This is a genomic window from Clostridium sp. AF32-12BH, from assembly GCF_003477935.1.
GTDB lineage: Bacteria > Bacillota > Clostridia > Lachnospirales > Lachnospiraceae > Brotaphodocola.
This window is the reverse complement of the sequence record NZ_QUEH01000002.1, coordinates 307,767-323,719: the sequence shown is the minus strand read 5'-3', so window position 1 is coordinate 323,719 and position 15,953 is coordinate 307,767. Positions and strand designations below refer to the sequence as shown.

General features: G+C 46.3%; 12 protein-coding genes, 1 pseudogene and 1 riboswitch. Of the genes and pseudogenes, 11 read left to right on the top strand and 2 right to left on the bottom strand.

Annotation, left to right across the window (positions count from 1 at the left end; translation table 11 throughout):
• Positions 1–94 precede the first annotated feature (94 nt).
• On the top strand, positions 95–2,275 hold the full coding sequence (locus tag DWZ40_RS03110; RefSeq protein ID WP_243035174.1) for an EAL domain-containing protein: 2,181 nt from the start codon (positions 95–97) through the stop codon (positions 2,273–2,275).
• A 219-nt stretch (positions 2,276–2,494) separates the two neighbouring features.
• Here DWZ40_RS03110 and DWZ40_RS03105 read toward each other — a convergent pair whose 3' ends face one another.
• Entirely contained in the window at positions 2,495–3,598 is a 1,104-nt protein-coding gene (locus tag DWZ40_RS03105) for a DUF362 domain-containing protein (protein WP_118540658.1), read from the bottom strand.
• 215 nt (positions 3,599–3,813) lie between these two features.
• Between DWZ40_RS03105 and DWZ40_RS03100 the strand changes: the two genes are divergently transcribed.
• From DWZ40_RS03100 to DWZ40_RS03075, 6 genes are all read left to right on the top strand, one after another.
• Entirely contained in the window at positions 3,814–4,080 is a 267-nt protein-coding gene (locus DWZ40_RS03100) for a glycine radical domain-containing protein (protein ID WP_118540656.1), read from the top strand.
• 101 nt (positions 4,081–4,181) lie between these two features.
• Positions 4,182–4,293: riboswitch (TPP riboswitch) on the top strand.
• Between the two features lie 163 nt (positions 4,294–4,456).
• On the top strand, positions 4,457–5,266 hold the full coding sequence (gene thiD, locus DWZ40_RS03095; protein ID WP_118540709.1) for a bifunctional hydroxymethylpyrimidine kinase/phosphomethylpyrimidine kinase: 810 nt from the start codon (positions 4,457–4,459) through the stop codon (positions 5,264–5,266).
• Positions 5,263–5,931, top strand: a complete 669-nt coding sequence (gene tenA / locus DWZ40_RS03090) for a thiaminase II (protein WP_347560030.1) — start codon at positions 5,263–5,265, stop codon at positions 5,929–5,931. Before thiD ends, tenA begins: the two co-directional genes overlap by 4 nt.
• A gap of 1 nt (position 5,932) precedes the next feature.
• Positions 5,933–6,685 carry an ABC transporter ATP-binding protein gene (locus DWZ40_RS03085; protein ID WP_118540652.1) on the top strand — a complete coding sequence of 251 codons (753 nt, stop codon included), beginning with the start codon at positions 5,933–5,935 and terminating at the stop codon, positions 6,683–6,685.
• Between the two features lie 35 nt (positions 6,686–6,720).
• Positions 6,721–7,443, top strand: a complete 723-nt coding sequence (locus DWZ40_RS03080; RefSeq protein ID WP_118540708.1) for an ABC transporter permease — start codon at positions 6,721–6,723, stop codon at positions 7,441–7,443.
• Between the two features lie 133 nt (positions 7,444–7,576).
• On the top strand, positions 7,577–8,677 hold the full coding sequence (locus DWZ40_RS03075) for an ABC transporter substrate-binding protein (RefSeq protein WP_243035172.1): 1,101 nt from the start codon (positions 7,577–7,579) through the stop codon (positions 8,675–8,677).
• 77 nt (positions 8,678–8,754) lie between these two features.
• Here the strand turns inward: DWZ40_RS03075 and DWZ40_RS03070 are convergent, their stop codons facing one another.
• The gene (locus DWZ40_RS03070) at positions 8,755–9,207 is read right to left on the bottom strand and encodes a CYTH domain-containing protein (RefSeq protein WP_118540650.1); all 453 of its coding nucleotides are present in this window, start codon (positions 9,205–9,207) and stop codon (positions 8,755–8,757) included.
• A gap of 170 nt (positions 9,208–9,377) precedes the next feature.
• On the opposite strand from DWZ40_RS03070, the gene DWZ40_RS03065 reads away from it, so the two are divergent.
• From DWZ40_RS03065 to clpP, 4 genes and pseudogenes are all read left to right on the top strand, one after another.
• Positions 9,378–10,814 carry an extracellular solute-binding protein gene (locus tag DWZ40_RS03065; RefSeq protein ID WP_182431605.1) on the top strand — a complete coding sequence of 479 codons (1,437 nt, stop codon included), beginning with the start codon at positions 9,378–9,380 and terminating at the stop codon, positions 10,812–10,814.
• Positions 10,815–10,825: 11 nt separating this feature from the next.
• Positions 10,826–13,783 (top strand): bifunctional diguanylate cyclase/phosphodiesterase, encoded by a 2,958-nt coding sequence (locus DWZ40_RS03060; protein WP_118540646.1) that lies wholly within the window; start codon positions 10,826–10,828, stop codon positions 13,781–13,783.
• Between the two features lie 105 nt (positions 13,784–13,888).
• A complete protein-coding gene (gene tig, locus DWZ40_RS03055) occupies positions 13,889–15,175 on the top strand; it encodes a trigger factor (RefSeq protein ID WP_118540644.1) in 1,287 nt (428 codons plus the stop codon).
• A 151-nt stretch (positions 15,176–15,326) separates the two neighbouring features.
• Positions 15,327–15,917: pseudogene (gene clpP / locus DWZ40_RS03050) on the top strand (ATP-dependent Clp endopeptidase proteolytic subunit ClpP); the annotation flags it as partial.
• Positions 15,918–15,953: the final 36 nt, after the last annotated feature.

Sequence of the window (15,953 nt, the reverse complement as noted above, 5' to 3'; positions counted from 1 at the left end):
ACCGCCATTTGGAGAAGTGGAATTTAAATTTTCATTTTAGGCGTTTCATATCTACCATGTTAATGAATTGACACTCCCTTGCGGGGGGGGTATAATGTTTGGTATATTTACAATTTCAGAAAGACGGGAACTATATATGACAAATGCCCCCAAAAACAAACACGAGAAAAACATAGCAGTCGACAACGAAATCGTCGTCGTTTCTGATATCATCAATGTACTTGGAGAAGATTTTAGTAATATCTATTGTGTGAGCCGGGATGGTGAAAGTGTAGATATTTACCGATATGAAAATGCCGATGTCGGTGTAAAAGAAGTTTTGCATGAGGAAGAACCATACAAAATTGCGATGCAACGTTATATAGATGCCAATGTGCTGCAGGACGATAAAGAAAAAATGGAAGTTGCCACGAAACTTGACAATGTCTGCCGGCAACTGCAGCATGCTTCGCAGTTTACGATTCATTACCGTGTAAAACGAAATAATGAAATATCATTTTACCGTATGAAATGTGCCAGAATGGGAGATGCTGACACATTCCAGAGAATTATCTTTGCTTTTGCAAGTGAGGACAAAGATGTCCGGCTGAATGAACTTGGAATCATGATGAAATTCAGTGGAGCAACAGGGAAACGAAAAATCCTGATCGTAGAGGACGATGCGTTAAATCGGGAAATGTTAAGTGCTCTTCTGGAAGACCGTTATGAAATTATCACGGCGCAGAATGGGAAAGAGGGCTATCAGCTGCTGTCGGATCATTATAAGGAATTGTCCCTGGTTTTGCTGGATGTTCAGATGCCTGTCATGAATGGCTTTGAATTTTTAAAGAAAGTAAGGGAAGATGCATTGCTTTCTTCTGTGCCCATCATCGTTATTACGGTAAAGGATGGAATTGATACAGAATTATTGTGCCTGGATATGGGAGCATCTGATTTTATCACGAAACCTTACAATTCCGATATCATCCGGAAAAGAATCCGCAACGTGATCCGCCTGAAGGAATCATCCCTGACGCTGGAGGCAGTAGAACGGGATGAACTCACAGGATTTTATACAGAACAGGCATTTTTACATTATGCGAAACAGATCATGAGTTTCAAGCCAAACAAGAAAATGCAGATCATTGTGGCAAAGATCAAAGATTTTAAGCTGGTGAACAGCATTTACGGGACAAAACGTGCGGATGAATATTTATGCTATCTGGCATCCTGTTACAGTGAAAAATTAGAAGATGGACTGATTGCGCGGAAAGGGAGCACTTCTTTTGTCTGTATGTTTTACGGGGATGAAAAACTGGATCATTTGAAACTGGTCGATACGGCCAATAAGATTGCAGCGAATGCACCCATTCATGGTGTCAAGGTAAAATATGGCATTTATGAAGATGCAGACCATGACCTGCCGATCTCAACGATGTGTGATTATGCGTCACTGGCTATCGAAACCATTATGGAAAGTTATGACTCGGATGTCGCATACTATACGGAAGATGTGGCTTTAAAACGGATCCGTGATCAAATTATGGAAAATAGTTTTGAAAGTGCGATTGAAAACCAGGAGTTTACGGTTTATTACCAGCCGAAAATTGATATCCTCACGGAACAGGTTGTTGCAGCAGAAGCCCTGGTCCGGTGGAAACGACCGGATGACACCATGGTGCCGCCGGGAAGATTTATCCCTATTTATGAAAAAGATGGTCAGATTGAAAAACTGGATGAGTATGTCTTTAAGAAGGTCTGCCAGTTACAGAAAAAAATGATCCATTCACAAAAACCGTTATTATCGATTTCTGTAAATCTTTCCAGGTCCAGTATCCTCCGGGATGGAGTCGCAGAGCAATACATCAATATTGTGAAAGAAAATGAGATTCCGTTTTCCTGTGTTCCACTGGAACTTACAGAATCGGCTGCGATTTATGGGGAACGGCTTCGCAAGACAGCCGGACAGCTGGTAGAATCAGGATTCAAACTGCATATGGACGATTTCGGATCGGGGTATTCCTCCATGATCAGCTTAAACCAGCTGCCGTTTAGTGCTTTAAAGATTGATAAAAGCCTGATCGACCATATCTGTGAAGCAAAGGGGAAGACGTTAGTAGAGCAGGTCATCATGCTTGCGAAATTGCTGAATATGAAGGTCGTTGCGGAAGGAGTAGAAACAAAAGAACAACTGGAGATATTGAAAGAATTGAAATGCGATGAGATTCAGGGCTTTTATTATGCGAAACCAATGCCGGAAGATGAATTTATCGCATATGTACAAAAGAAACGATAAGTTCGAAAATGCCGTCAGAGCCTTATTCTGGCTGCCGGTATGAATGCACATATTGCAAAGCCGATCGGGGTGCAAGAGCTGATACAGGTTCTGTCGGTTTACTTGCAAACAGATGCAAAACAATATTAAGAAAGATCAATAAAAAATGAGAACGCAGTTTTTTATGCGTTCTCATTTTGGCTATATATCCGACAAATTATGTATGAAAGAAGACTATGCTTACTTCCAGTTATCTTTCAGGAATTCGACAATATCTGCTGCTTTTGGCGGGCATCCGGTGAGGCTCTTCTCACAGCACTTGGTGCAGCGACCGACACCGATCTTTGCACATCCTTCCGGCATGTTCTGATATCCCTGACCGATGGCAACGGACGGAAGACCGCGGCGCAGGTAACCAGCATCGTTTAAACGGTCCAGAGCGTAGATCAGGGAACCGTAGCAGGCACTGCAGGCATCCTTCGGCTCGGTGTAGGCTGCCAGCTTCTGAACACGGTGAGTCATGCGGAATTTGACTCCGGCCTGATCAGGCTGGTTTAAGTAGATCATGTTCGCATGTGCGGTATCACTGCTTCCAACACCAAGTTTTTCCGCAAGCGGAATGTACGGAACATCCTGGATGGAATAGCCCATGCTGTCGCAGACAAAGGAATCGCAAAGCACCGGATCTTTGAAGCCGAGAACACGGTTCATGACAACCGGGTTTCCGCCCTCCTCGAAGTCCAGATCGCCGCAGATATTATCTACCAGGATAAAGTCGTTGCGGGCGATCGTATTTAAGTGTGCGATCGGCTTATGAAGTCCCATGGTATGAAAATGCCGTTTTTCCTGGTTCGGGATTACACCCTTGTTGTTCTTTAAGGCACAGGTTACGGTAGTCTGGCAGTGACCCTTTAAGACCGGCATATTGATCATGTAATCGACAGCAGCTGCTTTGTCACAGAGTTTGATTTTCATTCCTGCTGCATCGTATTCTTTCCAGGTATCGCGCTGAAGGTCAACAAACGGAACATGGTAACGGTCGCAGACCATGTCATAGCCTGCTGCGCGGAATGCTTCCCCGGTACGGTCTCCAACCCAGGAGCCTTCCATAATGGTAATATTCTCAAAGCCATGCTCCTGCAGATATTCAATGACACCGGCAAGAAGCTCACTGTGGGTGGTCGCGCCACTGGAAGGAGCTTTTGCGGTAACCAGGTTCGGTTTTAAAGCGATCTTTTTCTTTTTATCACCGATGTCCTCTGCAACGTTGGCTGCTTCCATGACTTTTTTTGCCATCTGCTTGTAATTGGTTCCATGTATCAGGATAATGTCATTTTTTTCCATTAGAATTTCCTCTCTTTGCTGAATTTGATTCTCATTTATTATACAGCGCTCGTCGGATTTTGAAAAGAGAAAGTCGAAAGGTTCAGGGATTTCGCCGGATCAATTTTCAGGGAGTCTGTTTGTGAATCCTCGTCACAAACTGAATCAGGAAAAATCCACAGATCGTGCATAACAGGCAAAACAGCAGCATTCCATTGATCCCCAAATGATCCAGTATGAATCTGCGTTTCGATCCAAGCGGTATAGCAGGAGAAAAAGGACTTGAAATCATAGAAAGTGTGATCCGGGAATATGTACAGCATGATGGACAGCATATCCAGATCAATCCAGTGGATGATAAGACATTGCGGGCAGCACAGGAAAATCCTGAGAATTACCGGAATATCCTTGTTCGCGTAGCCGGATATATGGCTTATTTTACGGAACTGGATAAGACGGTACAGGATGCGATCATTGCGAGAACTGCGCATCTGGCATCATAGGTGGAACTTCATTTGCATTCCGAAAAGGATCTATATCAGGGATGCTAATACTTGACAAAACATCCGAATCTGCGTATAGTATTATTTGTAAAGAAAATAGAACATAAGTACCGGGGAGCCTGTGGAAACAGGCTGAGAGCTGGCTGTGAGACCGCCAGGACCCGTATACCTGATTTGGATCATGCCAACGTAGGAAGTGACTGTGACTGGATAAAAACAGAAAGTGGAATTGCGTCCCTGCGCGGTTCCACTTTTCTTTTTTTACGCTTCATGAAGGTGTGCCCGGCAACTCTTTTTTCTTTGCGGCGGTGCATTGGGGGCACCACCTTGAGCCGCCTAAAAAATATGGATGCATGAGAGGAGTTTCATCATGAAAATGAAAACAGCATTAACGATCGCTGGAAGTGATTCCAGCGGAGGCGCCGGAATCCAGGCTGACTTAAAGACCATGACTGCAAATGGTGTTTATGCCATGAGTGCAATTACTGCGCTGACAGCCCAGAATACGACCGGAGTCCAGGGAATCTTTGAAGTAACACCCGAGTTTTTGAAGCAGCAGATTGACAGTGTCTTTACGGACATCCGCCCGGACGCGGTGAAGATCGGCATGGTTTCCTCTGCAGGCCTCATTCAGGCGATTGCAGAAAAAATGAAAGAATATAAAGCAGAAAATATTGTAGTAGATCCGGTGATGGTGGCAACCAGCGGCGCAAAACTCATTAGTGACGATGCCATCGGAACCTTAAAGGAGTGTCTGTTCCCGCTTGCAACGGTTCTGACACCAAATATTCCGGAAGCAAAGGTGCTTTCCGATATGGATATCACCACGGCAGAGGAAATGATCGAAGCAGCGAAAAAGATCAGTGAGACGTATCACTGCGCCGTTCTTTTAAAGGGCGGTCATCAGTTAAATGATGCGAATGACCTGTTATACCGGGATGGCGGATACCGCTGGTTTAATGGAAAACGGATTGATAACCCGAATACCCATGGCACCGGCTGCACCTTATCCAGCGCCATTGCCTCCAATCTGGCAAAGGGATATGATCTGGATACCGCAGTAGAGCAGGCAAAGGCATACATCTCCGGCGCACTTGCTGCCATGCTGGATCTGGGAGCCGGCTCCGGCCCGATGAATCATGCATTCGAATTTTGCGGCAAAGGCTTTGCCAAGGAGGAAGCATGAGTATGACACCGACCGAGAAGCTTTTAGAGTCTGTAAAAGACATCTGGGCAGGGTACCATAACCATCCGTTTGTGACTGGGATCGGTGATGGTAGCCTGGACCAGAAAAAATTCCGCTATTATATGATACAGGATTATCTGTATCTGATCGATTATACCAGAGTCTTTGCCATTGGTGCGGCCAAGGCAAAGGACTTAACCGTGATGAAGCTGTTTGCAGCCTATACACATAACATTTTAGACGGGGAGATGGACATTCACCGCACTTACATGAAACGGCTCGGCATTACCCAGGAAGAGGCAGAAACCACCCCGGTATCCCTTGATAACCGTTCTTATACCTCCTATATGTTAAGGGCAGCTTATGAAGGGGGAGAAGCAGAGGTTATGGCAGCCATCCTTTCCTGTGCATTAAGCTATGAGGCGATCGCAAAGGAACTTGTGCAGCATAATCCAAATGCGAAGGATCATCCGTTTTACGGAGAGTGGGTATCCGGCTATGCGAGCGATTCCTACCACGAGGAAAATGAGACCCTGATCTGTTTGATGGACCGCCTTGCTGCAGAGTGTACTCCGGCACAGATGGACCATCTGATTGATATTTTTAAAGCCTGCTCCCGTTATGAAATGGCGTTCTGGGACATGGCATGGGAAATGAGGGATTAGGATGCTGGAATTTGATCATGTGTGTTTCCAGTACGATACCGATGCGTATCCGATCATGGACCAGCTGTCCTTTCAGGTACAGGATGGCGAATTTGTCTGTGTGATCGGCGCATCTGGATGTGGAAAAAGTACGATCTTCCGACTGGTTAACAAGCTTCTTTCCCCGGATCAGGGAACCATCCGGGTCAATGGGAATCCGATTGAAACACAAAAAAACTATTGTGGCTATATGCCGCAGCATGACCTTTTGTTTCCGTGGAGAACAGTGAAAGAAAATATTATGCTTCCGCTTGAAATCCAGGGTGGGATTTCGAAAGCAGAAATGGAAAAACGGGCAGAGAAAGCGTTGGTCTCGGTCGGTCTTTCCGACTGGGGAGAGAAAAGTCCGAGAGAACTTTCCGGCGGCATGCGTCAGCGGGCAGCTTTTGCGCGGACCGTTCTGACCGGCTCGGATCTGCTGCTTCTCGATGAGCCATTTTCCGCACTCGACTATCTGACACGCCTTTCCATGCGGGAGTGGCTGTTAAAACAGTGGGAACAGGACCAGAAAACGGTATTATTTATCACCCACGATGTAGAAGAGGCGCTTTTCTTATCCGGCAGGATCCTGGTGGTCGAGGAAACACCGATGACCCACCTGCGCTCCATTGAAGTTCCGGCCGCCTATCCGCGGACCCTGGAGGAACTGGCACGTCCGGAAATCCTTACATTAAAAGAAGAACTGATCCAGATGTTAAGGAGGAACCAGGCGTGAAAAAGAAAATCAGAAACAATTCCAGCCTTCCGGCTATGATCTTAATGTTTCTCCTGCTGTTTTTCTGGCAGGCAGCAGCAATGGGTGTGAATGCGGCTTATATCCTCCCTTCCCCGATCCAGATCCTGGTACGGCTCTGGGAACTTCGGGAACCGCTTTTTACGGCACATTTGCCGGCAACCATGTCTGTGGTAGCGATTGGCCTTGGCATCTCCATTGTGCTTGGCTTAGGTCTTGCTGTTTTGATGGATGCCAATGATACCGCAAGAAGGGCATTGTATCCGCTCATCATCGCGTCACAGACCATCCCAACTACAGCCCTGGCTCCGCTTTTTGTGCTGTGGTTCGGCTATTCCATCTGGGGAAAGGTGCTGGTTACGGTACTCATTACCTTTTTCCCGATCACCATCACCGTGTTTGACGGCTTTCAGTCCGTAAAAACCGAGATGGAAGAGCTGCTCTTTACCTTCGGGGCATCCCCTGTCCAGATCTTCTGGAAGCTGAAAGTACCGGCAGTTTTGCCGTATTTTTTTTCCGCGATCAAGATGGCAGTACCGCTTTCCATCATCGGAGCAGCAATTGGCGAATGGCTTGGGGCGCAGAATGGACTCGGCTACTTCAGCCGCCGTATGATGACGCAGTTAGATGGTGCCGGAGTCTTTGCACCGATTTTGTTATTGTCGGTGGTAGCCATGCTCTTTGTGTGGCTTGTCACACTGTTGGAAAAGCGGATGATCCGCTGGAGAAATGATTTATAGATAAAGAAGAATCCGGCTTTCCAGGATTCAATGCCTGCTGGCACGCATGCGTGAGCAGCAATGAAAAAAGTTATGGACAAATGAACAACGATAGATGACACGAATAATACATAAAAGTGAGGACTTTAACATTATGAAAAAAAGAACTTTGATCGCAACATTTACCGCAGCAGCTATGACCGTCGCAGCTCTTTCCGGCTGCTCAAACAGCGCAAAACCGGCAGAGACCTCTGCACAGGCTGAAACTACCGGCAAAGCAGAAGCAAGCGACGCAGAGACCAAAGAACAGGCTTCTGATGCTGCAAAAGATGAGAAAAAAGATCTCCGCGAAGTGAATGTGGTTCTGGACTGGTATCCGAACGCCATCCATACTTTCCTTTATACCGCGATTGAGCGTGGCTATTACGAGGAAGAGGGACTGGATGTTCAGATCCGTTTCCCGGCTAACGCAAACGATGCACTTTCCATGGTAGCTGCCGGAAAAGCCGAAATCGGCATGTACTACCAGCAGGACCTGATCCAGGCAGTGGCAAACCAGAAGGCATCGATCCGTTCCATCGGAGCCATTGTACAGTCTCCGCTGAACATCATCCTTTCCCTGAAGGATAAAAACATCACCAGCCCGAAAGATATGGTTGGAAAGACCATTGGTTACGGCGGGACCGTATTAAGTGAATCTTTGGTAAAATGCATGATGGAGTATGTGGGTGCGGATGCTTCCGACGTCAATCTGGTCGACGTTGGTTTTGACCTGATGAGCTCCATGACGACCGGCAATGTCGATGCCACGATCGGCTGTCTGGTGAACCACGAGGTTCCGCAGATGGAAGAAGAAGGCTTCGAATTAAACTATTTCCCGGTAAGCGGATATGGAATCCCAAATTACTATGAAGAAGTGTTCCTGACTAACAACAAGCTGCTGGAAGAAGAACCGGAAGTGGTAGAAGGATTCCTCCGTGCATCCAAGAAAGGTTTTGACGATTTCAAGGCCGATCCGGATGGCTGCCTTGCGATCTTAATGAACAACCAGAACGAGGCAAACTTCCCGCTGACCCAGAGTGTAGAAGAGCAGTCCTGCAAGACGCTGCTTCCGCTCATGGAAACAGACTCCGCAGAGTTTTTAAGTCAGACCGAAGAATGCTGGCAGGAGAACATCGACTGGATGTTAGAAAACGGACTGATCGACAAAGCAGTGGATGTGTCCGATGTCATGAGCGTCATCGATATCCAATAACCATTTCTTGGAAAGAACGATGGACCGTGAAAGTTGCCCAAGGCAACTTTCACGGTCCTATTACGTTAACAATATTGTTATTTAGCTCCCTGGCTAAGCCTGCTGTTCTGGTATTTTCCAGAGAGTGTGACATCTTCTCCGAACCAGTCAGGCGGTGTAAAGCGGTTCGCTTCTTCGATGGAAGAAAACTCTACTTCTGCGAGCATAAGCCCTTCGTATACGCCGGAAAATACATCGAGTTCGATGATGAGACTGGTGCCTTCTATGGGCTTTTTGTAGCGTGTTTTGGTGATGATGATTCCGTCGGCTTTGGAACGCAGGTGTTCGTAGGATTCTTTGGTGAGCGGAAGATTGTATTCTTCCCGTGCCAGGAGACCTTTGGATTTGTAGGTAAGGAAATATGCTTCATTTTCCTTTCGGACCCGTACTACCGGATTGGTACTCAAATATCCCTGTTCCATGGAAATGGATTCCCAGGAATGGTAATCTGAGGGTGGTGCTGAGACTAAAAATTTTCGTTCAATTTCCATAATTTCTCCTTTTTTGTCGAGTTTTGTATCCTTTTTCCTGTATATCTGAAAGTTTATAATTCTTTCCATAAGTATAACGGAAATCGTTGGAAAGATAAAGGGTTTGTGGTATGATAAATAGTAATGAAAAAATAAGCACAAACAAGGGGAGGGGTCAGGTGAATCATACTATGAAGAAAAACGTTGTTCTTCCGATTCTGCTGGCGGGTACTTTTGTGCTGACTGCATGCAGCCAGTCTGAAGCACCGGACGACAGACCGGTACACATTACCATGTGGCATTATTACAATGGAGCGCAGAAGGATCAATTCGATGAGCTGGTTCAGAAGTTCAATGATACTGTCGGACTGGATCAGAAAATTATTGTGGAAACATTCAGCAAAGGCAGTGTCACGGAATTAGAAGATGCAATTACTGCCAGCATGGATGGGAAAACAGGAAGCGATCCATTGCCGAATCTGTGTTCTTCTTATGCGGATACGGCATATAAACTGTATCAAAAAGACCTGCTTGTGGACTACAGACCGTTTTTGACAGACGAGGAATATAACAGTTATGTGTCCGGTTATGTGGAAGAGGGCAATTTCGGTTCGGAATCCTCCATGATGATATTCCCAATTGCAAAGTCAACCGAGGTCCTGACACTCAACAATACTGCCTGGGAGCCATTTGCAAAGGAAACCGGTGCATCCCTGGAAAATCTTTCTACCTGGGAAGGTCTGGCACAGACAGCCAAAAGTTATTATGAATGGACGGATGCGAAAACAGAGGAGCCAAACGACGGGCAGGCATTCTTTGGTCGGGATTCTTTTGCAAACTACATGCTGATCGGAAGTCATCAGCTTGGACATACGATTTATGTAAGTGAAGATGGTGCAATAAAAACCGATGCAGAGAAAGAAACGATGCGCAGACTCTGGGATAATTATTATGTACCTTATATCAGTGGTTATTATCTTGCAGAAGGAAAGTTCCGGAGCGATGACTTAAAGACTGGCCGGATTGCCGCATATGTGGGGTCTACCAGTGGGGCTGCTTATACACCGGAGCAGGTTACCTACGACGATGGTACAACTGAGGACATTACCTGCAGTCAGCTTCCTCTTCCGAATTTTGAGGGAACTGAGGCATGTGCAGTCCAGCAGGGGGCAGGTGTTGTCATGTTCGATGCCGATGAAAAAACAGAAAAAGCTGCCGTGACCTTTTTGAAATGGCTGACTGAGGACGAACAGAATGTATGCTTTTCTGCTGCATCCGGTTATCTTCCTGTGAAAGTAAGTGCCAATAATATGGAAGAAATCAACAATTATTTTAAGGAATCCGGGCAGGAACTGAATCCAAAACTGGAAGCTATGCTCCATACAGCGATTCCTCAGGTACAGCAGTACGAACTGTATACGACAAAACCTTTTGAACATGCGAATGATGCACGAAAGATAATCGATTCGACATTACCTGCACTGGCAAAAGCAAACAGGGAACAGGTACAGGCATTGCTTGCAGAGGGAAGTTCCCTTGCAGATGCAGTAGCACAGTATAGCACGGATGATATGTTTGAAGCGTGGTATGAAGACACAGAAAGCCAGCTGAACCATTTAGCTGATTGAGGTTGAGGCGCATGAAAAATGCAAGATCTATGAAATCCAGGCTTATTGTTCCGTTCTGCCTGATCCTGATATTTCAGACTGTTTTTATGATGGTCTTTTTGTCGAATGGCACGGTGGCGAAAAGCCTATATGCAAATGAGATCGATTCCATAGAGAAAGATGTCCAGAACAGCGAACTTTTGCTGGAACGGGAGATGGTCCAGCACTGGCTCAACGATATTCGGACTTCTGTTACGGTTCAGAAAAAGATTCAAATCGTTCTGGAGGAACAAAACCGCCAGCCAGATGATATTCAGACAGACTGGCACCTGAATGCATCTATTTTAAATGCGATCATGCCGGACGTTTTGGATCTGCTGCACCGAAGCTATGGAAATAGCATTTACGTAATATTAGACGGCCCTTCTTCCGCTCATAACAAGTCAGGGCACAAAGCCGGTGTAGGAGTCACGGATACGGACAGCAGCAGTTTTGCTGCCGACAATTCCGATTTACTTCTTGTAAGGGGAACGGCATCTGTTTCAAAAGATTACAAAATTCCACTCTCCAGAGACTGGCAGATGGATTATGACCTGTCACAGACAGAAGTCTCAGAGTATCCGTTTTATACCCCGTATACCATTGCAAAGAGTGAGAAAATCCTTGAAAGCACAGAGCAGTATGGGTATTTAAGCAGCATTTCCCCTGCACTTCAGACAGATACGGATGGGCTCAGTTATTCCATCCCGCTGGTGCTGGAAGATGGTTCTGTTGTTGGTGTTCTTGGCGGAACCCTGAATAAAACCCAGATTTATGCACTTTTGAAAAATGAACTTTTCCAAAGTGATGCAGATACCATTCAGCTGATTGCGGAAAAAAATACAGATGAAGTCCGGCTGACTCCGGTTCTGGCATATGGCTCGGCCTATAACTGCAGCTTTGGAAACAGGGAAAGCCTTTCTTATGTGGATACAAAATGGAAGGAAATCAAGAAGATCACAGATGCAAAAAACGACAGCTGGTATCTTACTTTCATGAAGCTTCCGATTTATGGAGCGGATTCTCCATACAGCCAGACAGAATGGATGATCGCAGTGCTGCGCAGGCAAAGCGTTATGGAATCGTTTTATCAGAAACTTCTGAACGGACTTTTAAAGGGATGCGCCTTTTCCCTGATTCCGGGAATTCTGTTTGCATTATTATATGGAGAGTATTTCACAAGTCCGATCCGGCGGCTGATCCGCCAGCTGCGTTCTTTCAAGAACGGAAACCGCATCCGGCTGCAGCGGACATGGATCAGTGAACTGGATGAACTAAGCCGTGCAATCGAGCATTTAAGCGCGGATGTTGCAGAGTCTGCGCTGCGCATTTCGCGTATTCTGGATGCATCCGGAGTTCCGATTGGTGTGTTTGAATACCTCCCGGAGAGCAAACAGGTATTTTGCAGCCGCAGCCTTTTTGAACTTCTTGGTCTTCAGGAAATAGACGAAGAATATACCTATCTGGAATCAGAGGGGTTTGCAAAAATGATGCAGGTTCTTGGAACCGGAATCAAAGAGAGCGAAGATGTCCGTCTTTACCAGATTTCCCGCAATGGAGCGAACCGTTATCTGCGCCTGAAGATTGTAAAAACAGAACATGGAAATGAAACGGGTGTCCTTCTGGACGTATCAGAAGAAGTAGAAAAACAGAGACGCCTGGAACTGGAACGGGATTATGACCAGCTTACGGAACTTTACAACCGCAGAGCGTTCCGTAAGAATACGGAAAGTCTTTTAGACAGTGGAACGTTGTCCTGTGCTGCAATGGTTATGTGGGACCTTGATAATTTAAAGTATGTCAATGATACGTATGGACATGAAATGGGAGACCGTTACATTAAACTCTTTGCAGATCAGTTAAAGCAGCTTGTCGCTTTGGGGGCTATTGTAGAACGCCATTCCGGCGATGAATTTATGGCATTTTTGTGCGGGGAGAATGAAGAACAGATCCGTACGGAAATCCAGAAATTTTTTGCAGCTGCCCGAAATGTGGCTTTGAAAGTAGACGAAGACTACGAACTGCCGCTTCGTGCATCGGCCGGAATTACATGGTATCCGCGTCAGGCAAGAGATTTCTTGACACTGTCACGTTATGCGGACTTTGCCATGTATATGTCGAAACACAGCACAAAAGGGGTTTTGCAGGAATTTGATTTTTCCAGTTATCAGAAAAATGCTTATCTGCTTTCCGGACGAGAGGAACTGAACCAGCTATTGGAGCGTGATGATGTCCCGTTTGCACTTCAGCCAATCTTAAGCCGGGATGGAAGTATATTTGGATATGAGGCACTGATGCGGCCGAACGGAAAAAATCTGAAAAATATCCAGGAAGCCTTGAATCTGGCAAAAAGCCAGGCAAAATTGCCACAGTTTGAACAACTGACCTGGGTCTGTGCATTGAAATGGTTCCGGGAACATGAAGCAGAATTGCCAAAAGGCAGTCATCTGTTCATCAATTCCATTGCAAACACGGCATTGTCTCAGGAATGTCTGGACAATCTGGTAGAAACTTATCCGGATCTTTTTAAGCGGATTGTGCTTGAGATCACGGAGGGAGAAGCAATCAACAGCGGTGATATGGAATTTAAGATCAGCTCCGTGAACCAGACAGGCGGTATGCTGGCACTGGATGATTTTGGCTCCGGATACAGCAGCGAAGGAACACTTCTGAATCTGGATGTTGATATCGTAAAGCTGGACATGGAACTGGTTCAGGGCATTCATGAAAATCCGGACAAGCAGGAAATGGCAGCAAATCTGATCCACTACTGCAAGGAACGAAAGATTCTGGTGCTTGCAGAGGGGGTAGAGCGGATTGAAGAACTCCATACCATGATGATGCTCGGGGCAGACTTGTTCCAGGGCTATTATCTTGGACGTCCGGAACTGGAAATCCGCCCGGTTAACCCTTATGTGATCCAGAAAATGCGGGCACTTTGTGAATTCTGATAAAATTAGGACTGGTAATTATAAAAAGTCTATGCTATAATGGTGAATTGAAGTGTGGCGCCCTGCCGGGACGGCCATACATAGATGTAAGGAGGAACCCATATTATGAGTTTACAGGTAGAAAAATTAGAAAAAAACATGGCGAAATTAACCGTAGAAGTACCGGCAGAGCAGTTTGAGGCAGCTCTTAAAACTTCCTATAACAAGAATAAAAACAAATTCAATATTCCTGGTTTCCGTAAAGGAAAAGCTCCGCAGGCAATGATCGAGAAAATGTACGGCGTGGGCGTTTTCTATGAGGACGCTGTAGACGAAGCAATCAACGCTTCCTACCCGGATGCTGCAAAAGAGAGCGGTCTTGAGATCGTTTCCAGACCGGAAATCTCCATCGAGCAGGTTGAGAAGGGCAAAGCATTCATCTACGTTGCAACCGTAGCTACCAAGCCGGAAGTTACCCTTGGTGAGTACAAAGGCATCGAAGTAGAGAAAGCAAAACCGGAAGTTACCGACGCTGACGTAGAGGCAGAGTTAAAGAAAGTTCAGGAGCAGAACTCCAGACTGGTAACCGTAGAAGACCGTGCAGTAGCAGATGGTGACCAGACCGTGATCGATTTCGAGGGCTTTGTAGATGGCAAGGCATTCGAGGGCGGCAAGGCAGAGGATTACACCCTGGTGATCGGTTCTCATTCTTTCATCGATACCTTCGAGGATCAGCTGATCGGCAAGAACATCGGTGAGGATGTAGAAGTAAACGTAACTTTCCCGGCTGAGTATCATGCAGCTGAGCTGGCTGGCAAGCCGGCAACTTTCAAGGTTAAGATCAAAGAGATCAAGATGAAAGAGCTTCCGGAGCTGAACGATGAGTTCGCAAGCGAAGTTTCTGAGTTCGAGACTCTCGACGCATACAAAGAGGATGTTAAGAACAAACTGGCTGAGACCAAGCAGGCACAGGCTACCGCTGAGAACGAGAACAACGTAGTACAGAAAGTTGTTGACAACGCTCAGATGGATATCCCGGCACCGATGGTTGACGAGCAGGTTCGCAACATGATCGAGGACTATGCACGCAGACTGCAGAGCCAGGGCATCAGCTTTGACCAGTACCTGCAGTTCACCGGCAGCACCATCGAGCAGCTCCAGGAGCAGATGCGTCCGCAGGCTGAGTTAAGACTGCGCACCCGTCTGGTACTCGAGGCTGTTGTAGCAGCTGAGAAGATCGAGCCGTCTGACGAGTTAGTAGAGGCTGAGATCAAGAAGATGTCTGAGAACTACAAGATGGACGTTGAGCAGATCAAGAACATCATGGGTGAGGCTGGAATGGCTCAGATGAAGGCTGATATGGCTGTTCAGGAGGCAGTAGATTTCCTGGTAGCTGAGGCTAAGTTAGTATAATATCTTCCAGAAAAGGAAATAGTATGATTATGACTAGGTGCAGATTTCGGGCCAGACCTGGAGTCTGCACCTATCATTGCAAAAGACAGGAAACCGTGAAGGTTGTCACTGGTACTTCCTGTGATGCAAGGAATGCAAGAAAAAACAGGAGGATTTGACGATGGCATTGGTACCTTATGTAATTGAACAGACCAGCAGAGGAGAACGCTCCTACGATATTTATTCCCGATTATTAAAAGAGAGAATTATTTTCCTTGGAGAAGAGGTGACCGACGTTTCAGCAAGTCTGATCGTCGCACAGCTTCTGTTCCTGGAGTCTGAGGATCCGGGCAAGGATATTAACTTATATATTAACAGCCCGGGAGGTTCCGTAACAGCTGGTATGGCGATCTACGATACCATGAATTACATCAAATGTGATGTATCTACGGTCTGCATCGGTATGGCAGCAAGTATGGGTGCATTTCTTCTGGCAGGCGGCGCAAAGGGAAAACGTTTCGCGCTTCCGAATGCAGAGGTGATGATCCATCAGCCATCCGGCGGTGCACAGGGTCAGGCAACGGAAATTCAGATTGTTGCAGAGAAAATCCTGCAGACCAAAAAGAAATTAAATGAGATTCTTGCAGCAAATACCGGTCAGCCGTATGAGGTCATCTGCCGCGACACAGAACGTGACAACTATATGACTGCCGAAGAAGCGTTAAAATACGGCCTGATCGACCAGGTGATCGCAAAACACTAAAGCGGCTGTCTGACATGCAGGAATTGTTACAACCAG

Excerpts from the sequence above, each read along its gene's own strand:
- DWZ40_RS03080 (WP_118540708.1), top strand. The coding sequence starts at position 6,721 with ATGATCTTAATGTTTCTCCTGCTGTTTTTCTGGCAGGCAGCAGCAATG.
- DWZ40_RS03070 (WP_118540650.1), bottom strand. The coding sequence starts at position 9,207 with ATGGAAATTGAACGAAAATTTTTAGTCTCAGCACCACCCTCAGATTAC.
- DWZ40_RS03085 (WP_118540652.1), top strand. The coding sequence starts at position 5,933 with ATGCTGGAATTTGATCATGTGTGTTTCCAGTACGATACCGATGCGTAT.
- DWZ40_RS03100 (WP_118540656.1), top strand. The coding sequence starts at position 3,814 with ATGAATCTGCGTTTCGATCCAAGCGGTATAGCAGGAGAAAAAGGACTT.
- tenA (WP_347560030.1), top strand. The coding sequence starts at position 5,263 with ATGAGTATGACACCGACCGAGAAGCTTTTAGAGTCTGTAAAAGACATC.
- tig (WP_118540644.1), top strand. The coding sequence starts at position 13,889 with ATGAGTTTACAGGTAGAAAAATTAGAAAAAAACATGGCGAAATTAACC.
- DWZ40_RS03060 (WP_118540646.1), top strand. The coding sequence starts at position 10,826 with ATGAAAAATGCAAGATCTATGAAATCCAGGCTTATTGTTCCGTTCTGC.
- thiD (WP_118540709.1), top strand. The coding sequence starts at position 4,457 with ATGAAAACAGCATTAACGATCGCTGGAAGTGATTCCAGCGGAGGCGCC.
- DWZ40_RS03105 (WP_118540658.1), bottom strand. The coding sequence starts at position 3,598 with ATGGAAAAAAATGACATTATCCTGATACATGGAACCAATTACAAGCAG.
- DWZ40_RS03065 (WP_182431605.1), top strand. The coding sequence starts at position 9,378 with ATGAAGAAAAACGTTGTTCTTCCGATTCTGCTGGCGGGTACTTTTGTG.
- DWZ40_RS03075 (WP_243035172.1), top strand. The coding sequence starts at position 7,577 with ATGAAAAAAAGAACTTTGATCGCAACATTTACCGCAGCAGCTATGACC.
- DWZ40_RS03110 (WP_243035174.1), top strand. The coding sequence starts at position 95 with ATGTTTGGTATATTTACAATTTCAGAAAGACGGGAACTATATATGACA.